Annotated in this window: 15 protein-coding genes; 10 read left to right on the plus strand and 5 right to left on the minus strand. The window is 63.4% G+C overall.

Annotated elements, in window-relative coordinates; genetic code table 11:
* Positions 1 to 18: 18 nt before the first annotated feature.
* A complete protein-coding gene (locus ABNT42_RS01080; RefSeq protein ID WP_348692846.1) occupies positions 19 to 1,773 on the minus strand; it encodes an alpha/beta fold hydrolase in 1,755 nt (584 codons plus the stop codon).
* Between the two features lie 171 nt (positions 1,774 to 1,944).
* On the opposite strand from ABNT42_RS01080, the gene ABNT42_RS01085 reads away from it, so the two are divergent.
* The 6 genes from ABNT42_RS01085 to ABNT42_RS01110 all read left to right on the plus strand — a co-directional run bounded on the left by ABNT42_RS01085 (position 1,945) and on the right by ABNT42_RS01110 (position 10,888).
* Positions 1,945 to 3,480, plus strand: a complete 1,536-nt coding sequence (locus ABNT42_RS01085) for an efflux transporter outer membrane subunit (RefSeq protein ID WP_348692849.1) — start codon at positions 1,945 to 1,947, stop codon at positions 3,478 to 3,480.
* The gene (locus ABNT42_RS01090; RefSeq protein ID WP_348692852.1) at positions 3,477 to 4,550 is read left to right on the plus strand and encodes an efflux RND transporter periplasmic adaptor subunit; all 1,074 of its coding nucleotides are present in this window, start codon (positions 3,477 to 3,479) and stop codon (positions 4,548 to 4,550) included. Before ABNT42_RS01085 ends, ABNT42_RS01090 begins: the two co-directional genes overlap by 4 nt.
* Positions 4,547 to 7,363 (plus strand): ribosome-associated ATPase/putative transporter RbbA, encoded by a 2,817-nt coding sequence (gene rbbA, locus ABNT42_RS01095; RefSeq protein WP_348692854.1) that lies wholly within the window; start codon positions 4,547 to 4,549, stop codon positions 7,361 to 7,363. Before ABNT42_RS01090 ends, rbbA begins: the two co-directional genes overlap by 4 nt.
* A complete protein-coding gene (locus ABNT42_RS01100) occupies positions 7,363 to 8,490 on the plus strand; it encodes an ABC transporter permease (protein ID WP_348692856.1) in 1,128 nt (375 codons plus the stop codon). Before rbbA ends, ABNT42_RS01100 begins: the two co-directional genes overlap by 1 nt.
* Before the next feature lie 123 nt (positions 8,491 to 8,613).
* Positions 8,614 to 9,441 carry a universal stress protein gene (locus ABNT42_RS01105; RefSeq protein ID WP_348692858.1) on the plus strand — a complete coding sequence of 276 codons (828 nt, stop codon included), beginning with the start codon at positions 8,614 to 8,616 and terminating at the stop codon, positions 9,439 to 9,441.
* 25 nt (positions 9,442 to 9,466) lie between these two features.
* Positions 9,467 to 10,888 carry a bifunctional enoyl-CoA hydratase/phosphate acetyltransferase gene (locus ABNT42_RS01110; RefSeq protein ID WP_348692860.1) on the plus strand — a complete coding sequence of 474 codons (1,422 nt, stop codon included), beginning with the start codon at positions 9,467 to 9,469 and terminating at the stop codon, positions 10,886 to 10,888.
* A 10-nt stretch (positions 10,889 to 10,898) separates the two neighbouring features.
* Here the strand turns inward: ABNT42_RS01110 and ABNT42_RS01115 are convergent, their stop codons facing one another.
* Positions 10,899 to 11,954, minus strand: coding sequence for a sodium-dependent bicarbonate transport family permease (locus ABNT42_RS01115; protein ID WP_348692863.1), 1,056 nt, complete (start codon positions 11,952 to 11,954; stop codon positions 10,899 to 10,901).
* An 84-nt stretch (positions 11,955 to 12,038) separates the two neighbouring features.
* Here ABNT42_RS01115 and ABNT42_RS01120 point away from each other — a divergent pair, with 84 nt between their 5' ends.
* Entirely contained in the window at positions 12,039 to 12,935 is an 897-nt protein-coding gene (locus tag ABNT42_RS01120; protein ID WP_348692866.1) for a LysR family transcriptional regulator, read from the plus strand.
* On the opposite strand, the gene ABNT42_RS01125 is transcribed toward ABNT42_RS01120, so the two are convergent.
* The 3 genes from ABNT42_RS01125 to ABNT42_RS01135 are packed head-to-tail and all read right to left on the minus strand — an operon-like array spanning position 12,932 to position 15,420.
* Complete coding sequence (locus ABNT42_RS01125) at positions 12,932 to 13,423, minus strand: hypothetical protein (protein ID WP_348692870.1); 492 nt, start codon at positions 13,421 to 13,423, stop codon at positions 12,932 to 12,934. The genes ABNT42_RS01120 and ABNT42_RS01125 overlap by 4 nt on opposite strands.
* A 48-nt stretch (positions 13,424 to 13,471) precedes the next feature.
* Complete coding sequence (locus ABNT42_RS01130) at positions 13,472 to 14,620, minus strand: MFS transporter (RefSeq protein ID WP_348692872.1); 1,149 nt, start codon at positions 14,618 to 14,620, stop codon at positions 13,472 to 13,474.
* 17 nt (positions 14,621 to 14,637) lie between these two features.
* Positions 14,638 to 15,420, minus strand: a complete 783-nt coding sequence (locus ABNT42_RS01135; protein WP_348692875.1) for a DeoR/GlpR family DNA-binding transcription regulator — start codon at positions 15,418 to 15,420, stop codon at positions 14,638 to 14,640.
* A 261-nt stretch (positions 15,421 to 15,681) separates the two neighbouring features.
* Here ABNT42_RS01135 and ABNT42_RS01140 point away from each other — a divergent pair, with 261 nt between their 5' ends.
* From ABNT42_RS01140 to ABNT42_RS01150, 3 genes are all read left to right on the plus strand, one after another.
* Positions 15,682 to 18,129 carry a PAS domain S-box protein gene (locus ABNT42_RS01140; protein ID WP_348692878.1) on the plus strand — a complete coding sequence of 816 codons (2,448 nt, stop codon included), beginning with the start codon at positions 15,682 to 15,684 and terminating at the stop codon, positions 18,127 to 18,129.
* Positions 18,126 to 18,752: a response regulator gene (locus tag ABNT42_RS01145; RefSeq protein ID WP_348692881.1), complete on the plus strand. Its 627-nt coding sequence runs from the start codon at positions 18,126 to 18,128 to the stop codon at positions 18,750 to 18,752. Before ABNT42_RS01140 ends, ABNT42_RS01145 begins: the two co-directional genes overlap by 4 nt.
* Before the next feature lie 174 nt (positions 18,753 to 18,926).
* Entirely contained in the window at positions 18,927 to 20,543 is a 1,617-nt protein-coding gene (locus ABNT42_RS01150; protein ID WP_348692885.1) for a methyl-accepting chemotaxis protein, read from the plus strand.
* Positions 20,544 to 20,547 lie beyond the last annotated feature (4 nt).

Genomic DNA, 20,547 nt, shown 5'->3' on the forward strand with positions numbered 1-20,547 from the left:
CGCGCCAGCGTTATGCGCTCAGGCGTCCAGCACGAAGTGGCCCGGAGCCGCGCCCAGCGACTGCCCCGATTGCGGCGGCTTGATCCGCTTACTGGTCGAATGCCGCACCAGCCACTGCTGCCAGCACGGCCACCACGAACCATCCACTAGCTCGGACTGTGCCAGCCACTGGTCGGGGCTGCGGTAGCCGGATGGCGCCTGCGTGGACAGCTGGCGGTAGCTGCGGTGGGCATGCCCCGGTTCGGAAACGATGCCGGCATTGTGCCCGCCCGAGGCCAGTACGAAATCAATCGGTGCTGACGACAGCAGGTGCAGCTTGTACACCGAACGCCATGGCGAAACGTGATCGCGCTCGGTGCCGACCACGAACAGCGGCCCCGCCATATCGGCCAGCGCAATGGGCTGGCCACCCACCTGATAGCGTCCTTCCGCCAGATCATTGCGCAGGAACAGGCTATGCAGATATTCGCTATGCATGCGGAATGGCAGACGGGTAGCGTCGGCATTCCATGCCATCAGATCATTGGGGGCGGAACGCTGGCCCAGCAGATATTCCCGCATCATGCGCGACCACACCAGATCGCGTGCATGCAGCAGCTGGAACGAGGCAGCCATCTGGTCACCATCCAGATAACCCTGCTTCCACATCAGCGCGTCGAGGAAGGCCAGTTCGCTGTCATCGATGAACAGGCCCAGTTCACCCGGTTCGCTGAAGTCGGTCTGCGCGGCCAGCAGCGTGACGGAAGCCAGCGCGCCATGTCGGGGCGCATCGGCGGCGCCCAGTGCCGCCGCACCGATCGCCAGTAGCGTGCCGCCCAGACAGTAGCCCACCGTGTGCACGGGCGCGCCGCTGCACGCAGCCGCAACCTGATCGAGCGCCGCATACAGGCCACGCTCCAGATAGTCGTCCATGCCCAGATTGCGTTCGGCAGCGCCGGGGTTATGCCACGACACCATGAACACCGTGTGGCCCTGCTCCACCAGATAGCGCACCATGGAGTTTTCCGGCGACAGATCGAGGATGTAGTACTTCATGATCCACGACGGAATAATCAGCACGGGCTCGCGGTACACGCTGGCCGTCTGCGGGCGGTACTGGATCAGCTCCATCAGTTCATTGCGGAACACCACCTCGCCCTCGGTCAGCGCCACTTCCACGCCGGGACGGTAGCTGGCATCGGCCGGTTCCGGCACCGCCATGCCGGGTGGCGCCAGCTTGCGGCAGACATCCTTGCGCCAGTTCAGCGCGCCCTCGGCCAGACTGCGCCCGCCACTTTCCATGGCGGCACGCTGCACTTCCGGATTGGTCGCCATGAAGTTGGATGGCGCCAGCATATCGAGCAGCTGACGGGCCGTGAAGTTCACCACCTGACTGTGATGGGGCGCCACGCCGCGCACGCCGGTGGTGGCCTGCTCCCAGAATTGCTGGCACTGGAGGAAATTCTGTGCATATTGCTGGAATGGCCAGCGCTGCCACTCGGGGCCGGAAAAACGCCCGTCCGCCAGCTTGCCGTCGGCTGTCACGGGGGCCGCATAGGTCTGCGTCAGCAGTTCCAACTGCTTGCCGGGAGAGGTCAGCAGGTGGCAGGCCCAGTCCATGAAGGCCAGTCCCATACCGATGGGCGACACCCCGCCTGTCAGCTTGGCCATCTGGCTTTGTACAAACAGATCCAGCGTCTGGCTGGGACTGGCGGCCGGTCCGCCAGTCTTGCCGGCGCGGGCCGGCGAACTGCGGGCCGGCGCCTGTGGTCGGGTAGTCGGGGTAGAACTCACATGTCCTCCTAAACATTGAACGGGAAATAGCGGGCAAATTATGAACGACCGTGCGCAAGCCAGTAATTGATCTGCATCAAACTACCCGATAAGACCACTTATCGAGCCAACAAAGTTAATGTTTGATCCACATCAAACAATTTTCTGATACTGCTCAATAAACTGTGGCGCATGACCAACATTACCTCTCACCAAGGGCGACTGCCCGTGCAACTGGCGCCGGTCCTGCTTTGCCTGTTAGGCCTGCTGCCAGCCTGTAGCTCGCTGGCACCGCAGTACAGCCGTCCGGCACTGCCGGTCGCGGCCAGCTATCCGGCCGTCACGGCGGGGTCGGCAGAATCAGCCAAATCGGGCGGCGCGGCGCACGCACCAAATTCGGCCAGCCTGGCCGGGAGTGCGCTTGCCATGCCTTCCGACTGGCAGCACTACTTCACCGATCCGGCCCTTCAGCAGCTACTGACGCAGGCGCTGGCCCACAACCGCGACCTGCGCCTTGCCACGCTGCGGGTGGAACAGGCGCGTGCTGCACTAGGCTACCAGCAAGCCGCGCTGGCACCCGTGATCGGTGCACAGGGCGGCAGCAGCCGCACCCACGTGCCGGCCGATCTGAGCCTGACGCGCCAGCCCATGATTACCAGCCAGTACCAGATCGGTCTAGGCATGGCGGCGTGGGAACTGGATTTCTGGGGCAAGCTGGCCAGCCTGCGCGATGCTGCGCGCGCCGAGTATCTGGCCACTGACGCAGCCCGTCAGGCTGCCACACTGGGACTGATCGCACAGCTAGCCGATGCCTATTATGCGCTGCGTGAAGCCGATCAGCGTCTGCTGCTGGCGCAGCGCACGCTGGTCAGCCGGCAGGAAAGCTTCCGTATCTACAGCCGCCGTGTCGCCGCCGGCTCAGCCTCGCGGCTGAATCTGACGCAGGTAGAGACTCTGCTCACGCAGGCGCAGGCGCTAGCGGCCCAGCTGGAACAGCAGCGCGCCGCCGCCCTGCAGGCGCTACAACTTCTGGTTGGCCAGCCTATCACGTGGCAGGCTGCCAGCAGCGCCGACAGCACGCTGGGCGAACTGCCCGAACTGGCCGCCGGCCTGCCAGCCGCCCTGCTGGAGCGGCGCCCCGACGTGCGCGCCGCCGAACTGCAGCTGCAGGCTGCCTATGCAAATATCGGCGCCGCACGCGCCGCCTACTTCCCCTCCATCAGCCTGACGGCCTCCGGCGGCACCGCCAGCGCCGCACTGGACGGTCTGTTCAAGCCGGGTAGCGGCAGCTGGAACTTTGCTCCCAGCGTCAACCTGCCGCTGTTCGACGGCGGCCGGCGCGAGGCCAATCTGGCGCTGATGCAGGCACGCCGCGATAGCGCCGTGGCCAGCTACGACAAGGCGGTGCAGGCAGCCTTCCGCGACGTCGCCAATGCCCTGTCGGCACGCCACTGGCTGAACCAGCAGGTGGCCATCGCCAGCCACGCGCTGGCGGTGCAGCGCGAACGCGCCCGCCTGACCCAGCTGCGCTTCGATAACGGTGCCGCGCCCTATCTGGACGTGCTGGACGCCCAGCGCGATCTGCTCAGCGCCGAACAGCAACTGGTGCAGACCCGCCGCGCCCTGCTCTCGGCCGGCATCGCTGTATTTGCCGCACTGGGCGGCGCGCCCCAGACTGCGCCGGACGGTGCCGCCCATCCCGTACTCTTACCTACGCCACGCTCATGACACTCACCCTCCGCACCAAACTGATATCCGCCGGCGTGGCCGGTGCTGCCCTGCTGGCCGGCTACTACGGCTGGAGCCACCTGCACAGCAGCGGCCCCGGTGATGCCTTCGCTAGCGGTAACGGCCGTATCGAGGCGACCGAAATCGATGTCGCCGCCAAGCTACCGGGGCGCCTGCAGGACATCCTCGTCAGCGAAGGCGATTTTGTCAGCGCCGGCCAGACGCTGGGCCACATGCAGGTGCTGACGCTGGAAGCCCAGCGCGCCGAAGCCACGGCCAACCTGCGCCACGCCGAAGCGGGCGTGGCCAGCGCACAATCGATGGTGGCGGTGCGCGAAAGCGATTATCAGGCCGCGCTGGCCGTGGTGGCGCTGCGCGAAAGCGAATTCGATGCCGCCGAACGCCGCCTGCGCCGATCGCAGACGCTGGTGACGGAAGGCGCATCGTCTGAGCAGGAGCTCGACGACGACCGCAGCCGCGTACGCAGCAGCACAGCCGCCATCCGCGCCGCACAGGCGCAAGCGGCCGCCGCACGCAGCGCCATCGAAGCAGCGCGCACGCAGGTCACGGGAGCGACCTCCGCTGCCACGGCAGCGCAGGCCACCATCGAGCGCATCGGTGTAGATATCAACGACAGCGCATTGAAAGCACCGCGCGCAGGCCGCGTGCAGTACCGCATCGCCCAGCCAGGAGAAGTGCTGGGTGCGGGCGGCAAGGTGCTCAATCTGGTCGACCTCAGCGATGTCTACATGACCTTCTTCGTACCGGAGCAGATAGCCGGCAAACTGGCGCTGGGCGCCGAAGTGCATGTGCGGCTCGATGCAGCGCCCACGCTGGTGATTCCCGCCAAGGTGTCGTTCGTGGCCAGCACGGCGCAGTTCACACCGAAGACGGTGGAAACCGCCAGCGAGCGGCAAAAGCTGATGTTCCGCGTCAAAGCCCAGATCGACCGCAGCCTGCTGCAACAGCATCTGACGCAAGTGAAAACCGGCCTGCCCGGTGTAGCGTGGGTCAAACTCGATGCGCAGGCAGCGTGGCCTAGCGAACTGCAGGTCAAGGTGAACAAGTGAAGCTAGCGGCGCAACAGCCGCCGGTGGCTCGGGTCGAAGGCGTCAGCCTGCATTACGGGGCGGCCGTCGGACTCGATCACGTCGATCTGAGCATACCGGCTAACTGCATGGTGGGTCTGATCGGCCCCGATGGCGTGGGCAAATCCAGCCTGCTGTCGCTGCTGGCCGGCGCCCGTGCCGTGCAGCAGGGACTGGTGCAGGTGCTCGACGGCGATATGGCACAGCGACGCCACCGCGATGCCGTCTGCCCGCGCATCGCCTATATGCCGCAAGGGCTGGGACGCAACCTCTACCCCACCCTGTCGGTGGAAGAAAACCTGCAGTTCTTCGGCCGTCTATTCGGCCATGACGCTGCCGAACGCCGACGCCGCATCGACCAGCTGACCGATAGTACGGGCTTGCGACCGTTTCTGGCGCGTCCGGCCGGCAAACTGTCGGGCGGGATGAAACAGAAGCTGGGGCTGTGCTGCGCGCTGATCCACGATCCCGATCTGCTGATTCTCGACGAACCGACCACCGGCGTGGACCCGCTATCGCGCGCCCAGTTCTGGGATCTGATTGCACGCATCCGCATCGAACGCCCCGCCATGAGCGTGCTGGTGGCGACCGCCTACATGGAAGAAGCCGACCGCTTCGACTGGCTGGTCGCCATGGATAGTGGCCGCATACTGGCCACCGGTACACCGGCCGAACTGCGCCAGCAAGGCGGCAGCAACATACTGGAAGAAGCTTTCATCGCCCTGCTGCCGGAAGAAAAACGCCGTGGCCATCACCAGCTGGTGGTGCCGCCATTCGTCCAGAGCACGCAGGATGCGCAGGACGATATCGCCATCGAAGCACAGGGACTCACTATGCGCTTCGGTGACTTCACGGCCGTGGACGGGGTGGATTTCCGCATCCGTCGCGGCGAGATTTTCGGCTTCCTCGGCTCGAATGGCTGCGGCAAATCCACCACCATGAAAATGCTGACTGGCCTGCTGCCTGCCACGGCAGGAACGGCGCGCCTGTTCGGCCACGAAGTCGATCCGAACGACATGGCCACGCGACGCAAAGTCGGCTATATGTCGCAAGCCTTCTCGCTCTACACCGAGCTGACGGTGGCGCAAAATCTGGAACTGCATGCTCGCCTGTTCAGTGTACCGGAGGCAGAAATCGCCGCACGTGTAGCGGATATGGCCAGCCGCTTCGGCCTCGATAGCGTGCTCGATGCCATGCCCGAACAACTGCCGCTGGGTGTGCGCCAGCGCCTGTCGCTGGCCGTGGCGATGGTGCACCGGCCGGAACTGCTGATCCTTGACGAACCCACTTCCGGTGTCGATCCGGTGGCGCGCGATATGTTCTGGGAACTGATGATAGAGCTGGCGCGGCGCGACCGCGTCACCATCTTCATTTCCACCCATTTCATGAACGAAGCGGAGCGCTGCGACCGCATCTCGCTGATGCACGCGGGCCGAGTGCTCGTAAGCGCCGCACCGCAGGAACTGGTGCGCCTGCGCGGCAGCGCTACGCTGGAACAGGCATTCATCGCCTATCTGCAGGATGCCACCAACGCCAGCGCAGCCGCACTTCCGGCCGCCACATCAACAGCGGCATCGGCAACCGCACCGGCAGCGGCGGAAACGCCAGCGACCACTGCAAGCGTCACGGCCAGCGCAGCGCCGCCACATGCTACGGCCACCCGTGGCTGGCGTGCCAGTCTGGCACGCGCCTACAGCTACACGCTGCGTGAAACGCTGGAACTACGGCGCGATCCTGTGCGCGCCACGCTCGCCCTGCTGGGGACAGCGATCCTGATGTTCATTATCGGCTACGGCATCAACCTCGACGTAGAACACCTGTCCTACGCCGTACTCGATCACGACCAGAGTGGCCTGAGCCAGAACTACACGCTCAATCTGGCCGGCTCGCGCTACTTCATCGAGCGCCCGCCCATCAAGGACTACAACGATCTGGATCAGCGCATGCGCAATGGCGAACTGGCCATGGCGATCGAAATACCAGCCGGCTTCGGCCGGGATCTGCAGCGCGGCGCGCCCGTGCAGCTAGGCGCCTGGATCGATGGCGCCATGCCGCTGCGGGCCGAAACCACCCGCGGCTACCTGCTGTCGCTGCATCAGAGCTGGCTGGCCGATATGGCCGTGCACCGGCTCGGCATGCATCCGGCCAGCGCGGGCGGCATCGAAACCCGCTACCGCTACAACCCCGATGTCAAAAGCCTGCCCGCCATGATACCGGCCGTGATTCCCATGCTGCTGATGATGATACCGGCCATGCTGAGTGCTCTGTCCGTGGTGCGCGAAAAGGAACTGGGTTCTATCCTCAACCTGTACGTCACGCCCGTCACGCGCGCCGAATTCCTGCTGGGGAAACAGCTACCCTACATCGCACTGGGCATGTTCAACTTCGCCCTGATGACGCTACTGGCGGTAACGGCTTTCGGCGTACCGCTCAAAGGCAGCCTGCTGACCATCACGCTGGGCGCACTGCTGTACGTGATCTGCGCCACCGGTCTGGGTCTGCTGGCGTCTAGCTTCACACGCAGCCAGATCGCCGCGCTATTCGTCACCATGATAGGCACCATCATCCCCTGCGTACAGTTCTCCGGCCTGCTCAATCCCGTCTCGGGACTGGAGGGGCCGGGTCGCCTGATCGGCAAAATCTATCCGGCTACCCACTTCCTCACCATCAGCCGCGGCGTCTTCAACAAAGCGCTCGATCTGGCCCACCTCGGCAACGCCTTCCTGCCGCTGGCCGTGGCCGTGCCCGTGATCGTGCTGCTGTCCGTGCTACTGCTGCGCAAACAGGAACGCTAATGTACACCCGCCTGCAACATATCTACCGGCTCGGCATCAAGGAACTCTGGAGCCTGCTGCGCGACCCCATGATGCTGGTGCTGATCGTCTACACCTTCAGCTTCTCCATCTACATCGCCGCTACCGCCATGCCGGAAAGCCTGCATAACGCTGCGATTGCCATCATCGATCAGGATGCCTCGCCACTGTCGGCGCGCATCGCCTCGGCGTTTTACCCGCCCCACTTCAAGCCGCCGCAGATGATAGATCCGGCACGTGCCGACGCGGGACTGGATCAGGGTGACTACACCTTCGTGCTGGACATCCCGCCCAACTACCAGCGCGATACGCTGGCCGGCCGCCAGCCTGCGCTGCAACTGAATGTCGATGCCACCCGCATGAGTCAGGCCTTTACGGGCAATGGCTACATCCAGCAGATTATCGCGGGCGAAGTGGGCGACTTCCTGCGCCGTCAGCAGGAAGCAGCCGCGCCGCCGGTGGATCTGGCGCTGCGCATGCGCTTCAATCCGAATCTGGAACAGGCGTGGTTTGGCTCGCTAATGGAAATCATCAACAACGTCACGATGCTGTCCATCGTGCTGACGGGCGCCGCCCTGATCCGCGAACGCGAACACGGCACCATCGAGCACTTGCTGGTCATGCCCGTCACGCCGCTGGAAATCATGCTGTCTAAAATCTGGGCCATGGGTCTGGTGGTGCTGATCGCGGCACTGGGGGCGCTGCTGTTCATCGTGCAAGGCGCGCTGCAGGTGCCGGTGCGCGGCTCGGTGGCACTGTTTGCCCTGCTGGCTGCGCTGCACCTGTTCTCGACGACTGCCATGGGTATCTTCCTCGCCACGCTGGCGCGCAGCATGCCGCAGTTCGGCATGCTGCTGGTACTGGTACTACTGCCGCTGCAACTGCTGTCGGGCGGCAGCACACCGCGCGAAAGTATGCCGCAACTGGTGCAGGATCTGATGCTGGCCGCACCCACCACACACTTCGTTGCTGCAGGCCAAGCATTGCTGTATCGCGGTGCCGGCCTCGATGTGATCTGGCCGCAACTGCTGGCCATCGCGGCGATCGGCATCGTGCTGTTCGGTACGGCGCTGGCACGCTTCCGCAAGACCATTACACTGATGGCGTAGAGCAATTCGAAACTGAAAATATTTGATCTGAATCAATCATTTTTTTGTGCTAAATCCATACGATAGTGGCATGTGATCGGAGCGTCCCGCTTCCATCCATACCCACTCACGGAAGGAAATGTCATGTCTTACAAGACCATCTTGGTACAAGCCGACTTACCCGACGCAGTAGCCAATGGCGTCCGCCTGGCGTCCCAGCTTGCCAACGACAATGAAGCACATCTGGTAGGTTTTGCTCTGAGCGGTGCCGATCAGGCTATCGCCCAGTGCAATGCTGCCGTTGCGGGCATGGTCGCCCTGCCCACCGATATGGGCGCACTGACGGAAAAGGCCGACGCACTGCTGGCCGACTTCACCAAACAGGCCCAGGCTAATGGCGTTTCCTCCTACGAAGCCCGCCGCATCGACGACACGCCGGACTACGCGCTGGTGATGCAGGCCCGTTATGCCGACTTGCTGGTCATGCCACAAGGCGATGCCAGCGGTACGCCATCGGCCGTACTACAATACGTCATGCTGCATGGTGGCAAACCAGTGCTGATCGTACCGACCGCTACCAAAGTCGAGCAGGTCGGTAAAGCACCGCTGCTGGCATGGGATGGTGGCCAGCAAGCTGCACGTGCCATCAACGCTGCCCTGCCGCTGTTGCAGCGCGCCGGTAAAGCCACGCTGGCCGTGTTCAACGGTACCGAGCATTACGCGGCACATGGCCAGCAACCGGGTGCCGATATGGCCACCTATCTGGCCCGTCAGGGTGTGAAAGTGGAAGTGGTGCAGAAATCCACCAAACAGCCTATCGGTACGGCGCTGCTGGAACTGGCCGCCGAGCTGAATGCAGACCTGCTGGTGATGGGCGGCTATGGCCACTCGCGCCTGCGTGAAATTGCACTGGGCGGCGCTACGCGCGATGTGCTCAAACATATGAACCTGCCGGTTCTGATGACCCACTGATCCGGCTTAACCGAAAGGCCTAGCAATGACCGACGTCGTACGTGATGCCCACCCTGAACCAGACTTCATCGAGAACATCACTTACGCTGAACTGAGCGTCGGTCAGAGCGCGCGGCTCTGCCGCACCCTGACGGAAAACGATATCGCTGCCTTCGCAGCGGTATCGGGCGATATCAACCCCGCCCACGTGGATACCGAATATGCCGATCACACCCTGTTCCATGGCGTGATCGCGCACGGCATGTGGGGCGCGGCGCTGATCTCGCGCCTGCTGGGTACCGTGCTGCCCGGTCCCGGCACCATCTATCTGGGCCAGACCCTGAAGTTTCTCAAGCCCGTACGCATCGGCGACGAACTGCGCATCACGGCTACCGTAGCCAGCAAGGAAGACGAAAAGAAGCACGTCACGCTGGACTGCGAAATCAAGAATCAGAATGGCGCAGTGGTGCTGTCCGGCCTCGCCACAGTGATCGCGCCGACGGAAAAAGTACGCCGTCCGCGCACCCAGTTGCCGCCGCTGTACATGCCGTCGCGCCACCAGTACACCAGCCTGCTGGCCAGCGTGGCCAGCCTGCCTGCCGTGCGCTGCGCCGTAGTACATCCATGCGATGCCGCCTCGCTGCGCGGTGCGCTGGAAGCGGGCCATAAAGGCCTGATCGTGCCCGTGCTGATCGGCCCGCAGCAGAAGATACAGGCGGTGGCGGCCGACAACGGCCTGTCGCTGCAGGATGTGGAACTGGTGGATGTCCCCTACAGCCACGCTGCCGCAGCACGCGCGGTAAAACTGGCGGCCAGCGGCGACGTGGAAATGCTGATGAAGGGCAGCCTGCACACGGATGAACTGATCAGCGCCGTGCTGGCCGAACCGGCGCTGCGTACCAAATCGCGCCTGTCGCACGTGTTCCGGCTGGAAGTGCCGATGTACGACAAAGTGCTGCTGATCTCCGATGGCGCGCTGCACATCCAGCCTGACCTGAACGAGAAAGTCGACATTGTCCGCAACGCCATCACGCTGGCACATGCACTAGGTACGCCCTCGCCCAAAGTGGCGATTCTGTCGGCAGTGGAAACCGTCACGCCGAAAATCCCCTCCACGCTCGATGCCGCAGCCCTGTGCAAGATGGCCGAACGGGGACAGATCACGGGCGGCGAACTGGATGGCCCGCTGGCCTTCGATAATGCCATTTCGCCTGCGGCTGCCCGTGCCAAAGGCATTACTTCGGGCGTGGCCGGCCATGCCGACATTCTGATCGCGCCTGATCTGGAAGCGGGCAATCTGCTGGCCAAACAGCTGGAGTATCTGGCCGGCGCCGCTGCCTGCGGCGTGGTGCTGGGCGCTACCGTACCAATCGCCCTGACCAGTCGCGCCGATCCGGCCGAAGCGCGCACGGCCTCGGCCGCGCTGGCGCTGCTGCTGGCGCACAGCTATCGCCAGCAGCGCCCTTAACACCTGCGCGCTAGCCCAGCACGGCGCGGGCTACTGCCACATACAGGGGAATCCCGAACAGGATATTCAGCGGGAAGGTCACCCCCAGACTCAGGCCGAAATACAGCGAGGGCGTGGCTTCCGGCATGGCATAACGCAGCACGGCTGGCACGGCGATGTAGGACGCGCTGGCGGCCAGCACCATCAACAGCGCCGCGTCGCCAGTCGGCAGATGCAGCAGTACGGCCAGCGTCAGTGCCAGCGTGGCATGCAGCAGCGGCCCCAGTACGGCATACGCAACCAGCACGGGCGATTTGCCGCGAATCTGCATCAGATTACGTGCCGCCATCAGGCCCATATCCAGCAGGAAGAACGACAGCATGCCTTTGAACAGGTCGCCCGAGAACGGCTGCATGGCGGCCTTGCCGGCGTCGCCAGTGACGATACCCACCACCATTGCACCTAGCAGCAGCAACTGCGCACCGTCCGTGAACGATTCGTGCAGGATCTTGCCGACCGAAACACCGTGCTTGCCGCCCGTAGCACTGCCGGCACCAGCCGCCAGCGTCGCGCCGGGGCCGCTCAGTACCGCCGCGCCGCCCGGCGGCATGACAGCGCTGACCGTAGCCGTGGCACTGGCCTGCTGGCGCAGGCTATTCGCGAACACGATGGCCATGATGATGGCGGGCGACTCCATCAGCGCCATCGCTGCAGCCATGTGACCACCATACGCCACCTGCTGATTTTCCAGATACTGCACCGCCGTGACGAAGGTCACCGCGCTGACGGAACCGTAAGTGGCGGCAACAGCGGCCGCATCAAAGCCGGACACAAAGCGGCGCAAGATGTTATAGCCGATCAGCGGCACGGCAATCGCCAGCGCCACCGCCGCCGCCAGACTGAGACCCACTGACGCCGTCAGGCCGGAATGAGACAAGGCAAAGCCGCCCTTCAGGCCCAGCGCCATCAGCAGATACAACGACAGGAAGCGCGAGATAGCGGGCGGAATTTCAAGATTGGAGCGTACGGCACCGGCCAGCACGCCGAAGACAAAGAACAGAATGGCGGGATCGAGGATGTTTTGCATGGTTTTCTCCTTGGCCTGCATTCTAGGAAAACTCTAATATCATGTAAAATCGATTCTTACATTCACATCCATAGATAAAACTCTATGAATATCACTTTCCGGCAATTGCGGCTGTTTCTGGCACTGGCTGAAACGGGCAGCGTCAGTGCGGCTGCCCGTGCCATGCATGTGACCCAGCCGACTGCTTCCATGCAGTTGCGCGAAATTAGCGATTCGGTCGGCCTGCCGCTATACGACGTGATCGGCAAAAAAGTCCATCTGACGCAGGTGGGACAGGAACTCGCCGAAACAGCGCGCGCCATCGCCCGCACGTGGGACGACTTCGAGCAGCAGGTAGATGGCATCAAGGGACTATCGCGCGGCAAGCTGCGGGTGGCCGTGGTGAGCACCGCCAAATACTTCATGCCACGCCTGATCGGCAGCTTCTGCAACCGCCATCCGGCCATTGACGTTTCGCTGGAGATCCTCAACCGTGACGGCGTGGTGCAGCGCCTGCGTGACAATCTGGACGACCTGTACATCATGTCCATGCCGCCAGCGGAAATGGATCTGGCCGACCAGAGCTTCCTGCCCAACCCTATCGTGGTAATCGTCGCCAGCGATGACGCGCTGGCGCGCCAGCGCAAGGTCACGCTGCAGGATCTGGCCGAGCGCCGCTTTATCCTGCGCGAATCCGGTTCCGGCACGCGCATGGCGGCCGACCAGTTTTTCCGCGCCGAGAAATTCCGTCCGAATATACGGCTGGAACTAGGCAGCAACGAAGCGGTGAAAGAATCTGTCGCCGGTGGACTGGGCATCGGCGTGGTGTCGCGCCATGCGCTGCATGGGCATCAGAAGGAGCACGGCGTCAGCGTGATCAATGTCGCAGGCTTTCCGCTACCTTCGGCGTGGCACATCGTCCATCCTGCCAGCAAAAAACTCTCGCCACTGGCCGCCGCCTTCAAGCAGCACGTGCTATCGAGTATCGCGGACTACAGCTAGGCTGGCAGGAATGCCAGTTCCAGTGTGCTGAAGTAGGCTAGCTGCTGCCAGCGCTGCGCCATCACTAGCGCGGCATCGTAGAGTGCCTGCGCGCCGCCCGCATTGCCCAGTACAGGCGCAGCACAGCCACGCATGGCGCAGGCACTTTCCAGTCCCGCATCAAACATGGCCTGATCGAACGCCCCGCTCCACAACTGTGCCTGCAGGCTCTCGACGATGGCTTCGGCATGGGTGGCCTGCTGCGCCAGCGCCGGATTATCGTAGGCATGGCTTTGCTCCATGGCGAAGCTGATATCCGCCCCTGCGGCCACCATGCCCAGAAAGCCGTGACGGTAGGCCAGCGCAGTCTCGACCACATAATGAATCAGATCGTGCGGCAGCACACCCTGCCGCGGCATCATGGTACTGGTCGTGCTGCCATCGCTGCGCACGCAGCGTAGCTGGTCGTATTTATCGTACTTGCCCTGCTTGCTGGCGATCAGTTGCATCGTATGTCTCCGCTCGGTCTCGGCGCTGGCCGGAATCTCGTGCACCGATTATGCCGCAGCCGGCCGCCCCCTGACCAGCCACAGCGCGGAAGCGGGCACACATGCCAGCAGAGCTGCCAGCAGCCAGAACGCGTGCGTCAGCCCGACCTGCTGGGCAATGAAGCCGATGCAGGCTGGCCCCACCAGTATGCCCGCATAGGCCGTGGTAGAAATCGCGGCAATTGCCAGGCCGGCCGGCATCACCTGCTGGTTAGCGCCACGGCGGAACAGCACGGGCACGATGTTGGCGCAACCCAGTCCGATCAGGCCGAAGCCTGTCAGTGCCAGCGGCGCCGTTACCGCCGTGAGCAGCACGGCGAAACCGGCCAGCGCAATCACGCCGCCCACCAGCAAGGTGCGCTGATCGCCGAGACGGGTGGCCACAAAGTCGCCGCTGAAGCGGGCAATCGTCATGGCAATCGAAAACACAATGTAACCGCTACCAGCCTGCTCGAGCGCGAACAGGCCTTGCTGCGTCAGCAGCAGCGCGCCCCAGTCCAGCAGCGCGCCCTCCACCAGAAAGGTGATGCAGGTTAGCAGTGCGATGCCCAGCACCACGCCGCGCGGCAACGCAAACATGGTGCCCCCCACGCCACCGCCATCGCGCAGGATGCGCGGTGTGGCCAGCAGCATGGCCAGCACCATCACTGCGCCGCACAGCAGGCTGGCCGACAGCGTTGCCAGTTGCTGCGACAGCAGCAGCGTCATCACGGCAGAACCGGCAAAGCCGCCCACGCTGAATAGCGCATGGAAGCCCGACATCAGCGCCACACCGGCACGCTTCTCCACTTCTACGGCATGCATGTTCATGGCGACATCGAGCGCCCCCAGCGTGGCACCAAAAGCGAGCAGATTGATGCCCAGCGCCAGCACGGACGGTGCCAGCGGCAAGGCCGCCAGTGCCCCGGCAAAGCCGAAGCCACTGACGATCAGCAGCGGCCGCGTGCCATAGCGTACGGCCAGCGCGCCCGTTAGCGCCATGGCCAGTATCGAACCTACGCCTATGCACAGCAGCAGCAAGCCCAGTAGGTGTTCATCGAGCCCCAACCGCGCTTTGGTCAGCGGAATCAACGGGGCCCAGCAGGAATAGCCGAAACCAGCCACGAGAAATAACACACGGGTAGCGAGCCGCGCAGCGGCATCGGATACAGGAGCCACGAAATATCCTTGTTAGTCTAGGTTGATATAGGCAGTGCAGCGGCGCGCCGCACCATGCTGCCGCCCTGCTCCAGCGCCTGCGCACTGACGTCCGGCGCATCGGCCTCCAGCACGTAGCACTCGATTGCCGCGCTGGCACACACACGGAATGGCGCACGGGTCTGCAATTTCTCGCTGGTGAGCAGCACCACACTGTGGCGGGCAGCCGCCAGCGCGGCCTGCTTAAACTGAGCATCGGCCAGATGGAAGGCGCTGATACCCTGCTCGGCCGAGAAAGCGCAGGCGCCAAGGAAACAGCGATCCGGATTCAGGTCGGCCAGCTGGCGCAAGGCGATCGCGTCGATGCAGCCGCCCACGTGGGCGTCCACGCTCCCGCCCAGCATTAGCAGTTGCAGATCGGAGCGCTGCAGCACGGCAGCCGCAATGGTGATTGAATTAGTGACCACGGTGATGGCACTGGCGGCGGGCAGCAGTGGCACCAGCGCCAGATTGCTGCTGCCATTATCAAGCAGCACCAGTTCGCCGGGCTGCACCAGCGCAGCCCCCACCCGTGCCAGCGCAGCTTTGCGTTGCGGTACATGGTGGATGCGCTCGGCCATGGGCGCAACGGCCGGCGACAGCGGCAGCGCACCACCATATACGCGCCGGCACAGCCCCAGCGTCGCCAGCGCGCGCAGATCGCGCCGGATAGCGTCTTCGGAAACGGCAAATTCAGCCGCCAGCGCGGCAGCGTTCACAGACTGCCCCTGCTCCAGCCGGTGCAGGATGTGTTCACGTCGGGTAGCGGGAATCTCATTCATGAAGCGATGATAACGTGCACAAACAAGAAAGTAAACGCAAAAATAATCTATATTTCCGTGAAAATTTGAAAGATCATGCACAAACAAGAAGCCGTAGCCACACTTACGCCCACGCTGTCACATTTAAACGGCAATCAGCAGATCATGTTTGCACTACGTCCTGTATATTTGAGTTGGGTCAAATTATTTCCAAAAAATAAAGCCCATTATTTATAAAGAATCAAACCACGCGCCCCCTACCTGCCGTGGCTCCGTTAAACAATGCAAAGGCACACGCTCAAAACCCGTCTGACCGTCACCATGCTCGCGCTCAGCCTGCTGGGACTGTGGTCGCTATCCTACTTTTCCATCCAGGTACTGCAACAGGATATGGAACGCATGCTGGGCATGCAGCAACTTTCGGCCGTGAAAGTGGTCGCCGCTTCGCTCGATGGCGCCATCAACGAACAAGGTAACAGCCTCGGCCACATTGCCCTCAGCATAGAGCCGGCCATGCTGGCCCGTCCGGAGCAACTGCGCCAGTTACTGGAACAACTAGACAAGGGCAATCTGTTCGACGGGGGACTGCAGATCCATGACCTGCAGGGGAAAATGCTGCTCAGCGCGGCTGCTAGCCCCGGCGCCCACCCGCCGCCACCGGTTCAGTTACCAGCCTCGCTGAACCAGCGCCGCGTCGCCGTGCATGCCACCAGCATGCTAACTGGACTGCTACCCATGTCGGTCCCGCTGCTGAACGACGACGGCCAGCGCTATGCCACACTGACGGGCTTTACTAATCTGCGCAACAGCAACTTTCTCAGCCGCCTGCTGGCAGCCGGCTATGGCGGTAGTGGTGGCTATATGGTGGTGGAGCCGGAACAGCGACTGGTCATCGCCGCCACCAATCCCGCCTATGTGCTGGGTCATGTGCCGCCAGCGGGACAAAGCAAGCTGATCGACAGCTTCGTCGGCGGCGCACAAGGCTCGGGCGTGACCCGCAACAGCAGCGGCACGGAAGTGCTGGCGTCGGCCCAGCGCAGTGTACTGGCGCACTGGTATGTCGCGGCGGCTTTGCCCACCAGCGATGCTTTCGCGCCTGTCGCCAGCATGCAGCGCCATTTGTTACTGGCCACCGTGGTGTTCGCCCTGATGCTGGGCGCGCTCACCTGGTGGACCTTGCGGCGCCAGCTGGCACCCTTGATGGACGCCATCAGCACACTGACCCAGATGCGCGCCAGTGCTGCTCCGCTGCAGGCACTGAGCGTGCAGCGCGACGACGAAATTGGCCGCCTGTTCATCGCCTTCAACGGCCTGCTGAGCGCCATCAATCAGCGTGAAACGGCTTTACAGCAGAGCGAACGCAAACTGGCCGACATCCTCGACCATGCCGACAGCTATGTGTACCTGAAAGACCGTGAAGGCCGCTACCTGTATGCCAACCGGCGCGTGCGCACACTGTTCCAGTGCAGCCTGGCGCAGGTACCGAGTCTGCGCGATGAAGATTTTTTCAGCTCGGCCAGTGTCGCCATGTTACGCCAGCACGAGCAGACAGTCTGGCAGCATGGCACCACCTTACGGGTGGAAGAACCGACAGTGGACCGGCGCAATGGCCGCGCCGCGATTTACCAGAGCGTCAAACTGCCGCTACGCAATCAGGCCGGCGACATCTATGCCATGTGCGGGATTTCCATCGATATCACCGAGCGCAAACAGACCGAAGAGGCGCTGCGCATTGCTGCCATCGCGTTCGAAGCGCAGGCCGGCATCGCCGTGCTCGACGCCGGCCTGCGCATCCTGCGCGTCAATCAGGCTTTCGCCGAGATCACCGGCTGGCCGCAAAGCGAAGCCTGCGGCCAGCCCATCAACCTGCTGCGCTCACCGCGACAGCCGCAAGGCTATTACGAAGCCATGTGGCGCACCACCCGCAAGGACGGGGTGTGCCGCGACGATGTTTGGCTACGCCGGCGCGACGGCCAGGACTTCTATGCGCGCGGCACCACCAGTGCCGTCTACAGCCAGCGCGGCGAAGTCACCCACTACGTCTGCCACCTGATCGATGTCACCGAAAGCTACCAGCGCGAAACTCTGCGCCTGCAGCAGGAAGCGGCGCACCGCGATGTGCTGGTACGGGAAGTGCACCACCGCATCAAGAACAATCTGCAGGGCATTACCGGCATCCTGCGCCAGTTCACCTACAAGCATCCGCAACTGGAAGAACCCATCACCCATGCCATCTCGCAGGTTAAAGGCATGTCCGTGGTACACGGTCTGCGCGGCCGCGCGGCCGATGGCACCATCCACCTGTGCGAACTGTGCAGCGAAATTGCCGCCGAAGTCGGCGCCCTGTGGCAGACCGCCATCCGGGTTGACCTGCCCGCCCACTGGCAGACCACCGCAGTGGCTGACGACGAAGCCGTGCCCCTCGCCCTGATCCTCAACGAACTGATACTCAATGCGGCCAAACACAGCGGTCGCAGCCACGGCGGCGTCGAACTGGCACTGCGCTACGGCGAACAGAGCGGACAGGTGATCATCACCATCAGCAACCACGGCCAGCTACCCGAGCTGCCAGCCAGCACGCCCGACCCCTATAGCGGTCTGCAACTGGTGCACGCGCTGATGCCGCGCGCCGGTGCCAGCCTGACCCTCAGCCAGCAGCAGCAACAGGTGCTCACCACCCTGCAGCTGGCGCCGCCCGTACTCCATTCCACTACGATGCAACCATCATGAACTCACACCACCATAAAGCTACCCTGCTGCTGGTCGAAGATGACCGGCTGGTACTCAGCACCACAGCGGCCGGCCTACGCCATGCCGGCTATCAGGTCGATTGCGCCGAATCGGCCGAACAGGCCGAGGCCTGGCTAGCCACGGGCGCGCGGCCCGATCTGGCCATCCTCGACGTCCGTATGCAGGGTCAAGGAGGACTGGCACTGGCCGAACGGCTGTCGCAATTAGACCACATCCCCTTCCTCATGCTCAGTGCCTATGGCGAAGCGGCCATGGTCGAGCAGGCCACCCGCAGCGGCGCGCTAGCCTATCTGGTCAAGCCGCAGGATGTCCAGCAGTTGCTACCCGTGATCGAATCGGCACTGGCGCGCGCCAGCGAGCTGGACGAGCTGCGGCGTAGCCAGCGCCAGTTGCAGACGGCGCTAGATAGCGAGCGCAGCGTGAATGTCGCCACCGGCATTGTCATGATGGAATACAAGCTCAGCCGCACCGCCGCCTTCCATCTGCTGCGCGATGCCGCCCGGCGCCAGCGGCGCAAGCTGACCGAACTCGCAGACGAGGTGGTCAACGCCCGCAATCTGCTCAGTCTTGGTGCAGATGATTTACGTACAGCATCAAAATAATTGACCTGTGCGCCACATTACGGTACAACTAGCTTAACGGAACCGTCCCTACCCCTGACGGTCCTGCCTGAGGCCCTGAACACGCCTCGTTAGCCAGCTGCAGCGCATTGAGCCTGCCGCTCGATAACTACTGCCCTAAAACTCAGCGGCAGTGCGTGTTCACTGGAGCTTCACATGCAACTCAACCATTTCAAAGTCGGTACCCGTCTGACAGCAGGCTATGGCCTGATCGTCGCTTTCCTGATCGCTATAACCCTGCTGGCCCAGTTCCGTCTCAGCACCCTCGATGACAGCATCCGCCTGATCGTGGAAGACCGCTATCCCAAAGTGGTGTATGCCAACCAGATTCTGGAAGGCATCAGCGACAATGCCATCCGTCTGCGCAACCTGCTACTGCTGAGCGATCCGGCTGCGCAGCAGCGCGATCTGGATGCCATCAAAGCCACCAGCGAGCGCGTCGGCGGCTACATTGCCCAGCTCGACCGCTTGCTGACCACCCCCAAAGGACGGGCCATCCTGACCGAACTGCAGGAAGCCCGCACCAGCTATCTGCAAAGCCAGCAACGCTTCCTCAGCCTGTACGAAAGCGGCGACCGTGCGGCCGCGCACGCCGTCCTGCTGGGCCCCATGGCACAACAGCGCCAGATCTACTTCGAGCGCGTGCAGGGACTGGTACAACTGGGCGGCAAGCTGATGGAACTCGGTGGTAGCGATGCCCATCAGGCCAGCGCCGATGGCGCCCGTATGATGCTGCTACTGGCCGGCGCTGCCGCCCTGCTCGCCATTGCTAGCGCGTGGATGATCACGCGCAGCATTACCGCCCCGCTCAGCACGGCGGTCAACAGCGCGGATCTCGTGGCCGACGGTGATCTGAGCCAGCGTATCGAGGCCAGTCAGGGCCGCGATGAAACGGCTCACCTGATCAATGCCATGCAGCGCATGAATGTCAATCTGGCCGACATCGTGCAGCAGGTACGCCGGGGCACGGTCAGCATCAGCGCAGCGGCGGCGCGGATTGCGGCCGACACGGTGGATCTGTCCGCCCGCACCGAACATCAGGCCAGCGCCCTGCAGCAGACTGCTACCTCGATGGAGGAACTAACCGCCACCGTACAGCAGAACGCCGCCCACACGGCACAGGCCAGCGCACTGGTGGCGGATAGCCGCACGCTGGCCGACCGTGGCGGCAGCGTGGTACAGCGCGTGGTGCAGACCATGGAGAGCATCAATGATTCGTCGCGCCGGATTGCCGATATTACCGGCGTGATCGACGGCATCGCCTTCCAGACCAATCTGCTGGCGCTGAATGCGGCCGTGGAAGCGGCCCGTGCCGGCGAGCAGGGACGCGGCTTTGCCGTGGTGGCCGGCGAAGTGCGTAGTCTGGCGCAGCGCTCGGCGGCAGCCGCCAGCGAGATCAAACAGCTGATTGCCACCTCGGTGGCGCAAGTGGAAGCTGGCTCGCAGCTGGTGAGCGAAGCCGGCACGGCCATGCAAGCCATCGTGCAGAGCGTGCAGCAGGTCAGCAGCGTGATCCGCGACATTGCCATTGCCAGCGATGAGCAGCGCGCCGGTATCGAGCAGATCAATCAGGCCATCGTGGAAATGGATGGCGTGACCCAGCAAAATGCCCATCTGGTCGACCAGACCACCCATGCCTCGGCCCAGCTCGACCAGCTGGCCAGCGCCCTGAGCGCAGTGGTCGCCCGCTTCCGGCTCGACAGCAGCGGGCGCAGTCCGGCACTGGCACGGGCCGCCCACGCACCACTGCAACTGGCCGACGCCAGCACATGAAGCA

It is taken from the genome of Duganella fentianensis (assembly GCF_964031615.1).
In the GTDB taxonomy this organism is placed as follows: Bacteria; Pseudomonadota; Gammaproteobacteria; order Burkholderiales; family Burkholderiaceae_D; genus Rugamonas; species Rugamonas fentianensis_A.

Excerpts from the sequence above, each read along its gene's own strand:
- ABNT42_RS01085 (WP_348692849.1), top strand. The coding sequence starts at position 1,945 with ATGACCAACATTACCTCTCACCAAGGGCGACTGCCCGTGCAACTGGCG.
- ABNT42_RS01090 (WP_348692852.1), top strand. The coding sequence starts at position 3,477 with ATGACACTCACCCTCCGCACCAAACTGATATCCGCCGGCGTGGCCGGT.
- ABNT42_RS01100 (WP_348692856.1), top strand. The coding sequence starts at position 7,363 with ATGTACACCCGCCTGCAACATATCTACCGGCTCGGCATCAAGGAACTC.
- ABNT42_RS01105 (WP_348692858.1), top strand. The coding sequence starts at position 8,614 with ATGTCTTACAAGACCATCTTGGTACAAGCCGACTTACCCGACGCAGTA.
- ABNT42_RS01110 (WP_348692860.1), top strand. The coding sequence starts at position 9,467 with ATGACCGACGTCGTACGTGATGCCCACCCTGAACCAGACTTCATCGAG.
- ABNT42_RS01115 (WP_348692863.1), bottom strand. The coding sequence starts at position 11,954 with ATGCAAAACATCCTCGATCCCGCCATTCTGTTCTTTGTCTTCGGCGTG.
- ABNT42_RS01120 (WP_348692866.1), top strand. The coding sequence starts at position 12,039 with ATGAATATCACTTTCCGGCAATTGCGGCTGTTTCTGGCACTGGCTGAA.
- ABNT42_RS01125 (WP_348692870.1), bottom strand. The coding sequence starts at position 13,423 with ATGCAACTGATCGCCAGCAAGCAGGGCAAGTACGATAAATACGACCAG.
- ABNT42_RS01135 (WP_348692875.1), bottom strand. The coding sequence starts at position 15,420 with ATGAATGAGATTCCCGCTACCCGACGTGAACACATCCTGCACCGGCTG.
- ABNT42_RS01140 (WP_348692878.1), top strand. The coding sequence starts at position 15,682 with ATGCAAAGGCACACGCTCAAAACCCGTCTGACCGTCACCATGCTCGCG.
- ABNT42_RS01145 (WP_348692881.1), top strand. The coding sequence starts at position 18,126 with ATGAACTCACACCACCATAAAGCTACCCTGCTGCTGGTCGAAGATGAC.
- ABNT42_RS01150 (WP_348692885.1), top strand. The coding sequence starts at position 18,927 with ATGCAACTCAACCATTTCAAAGTCGGTACCCGTCTGACAGCAGGCTAT.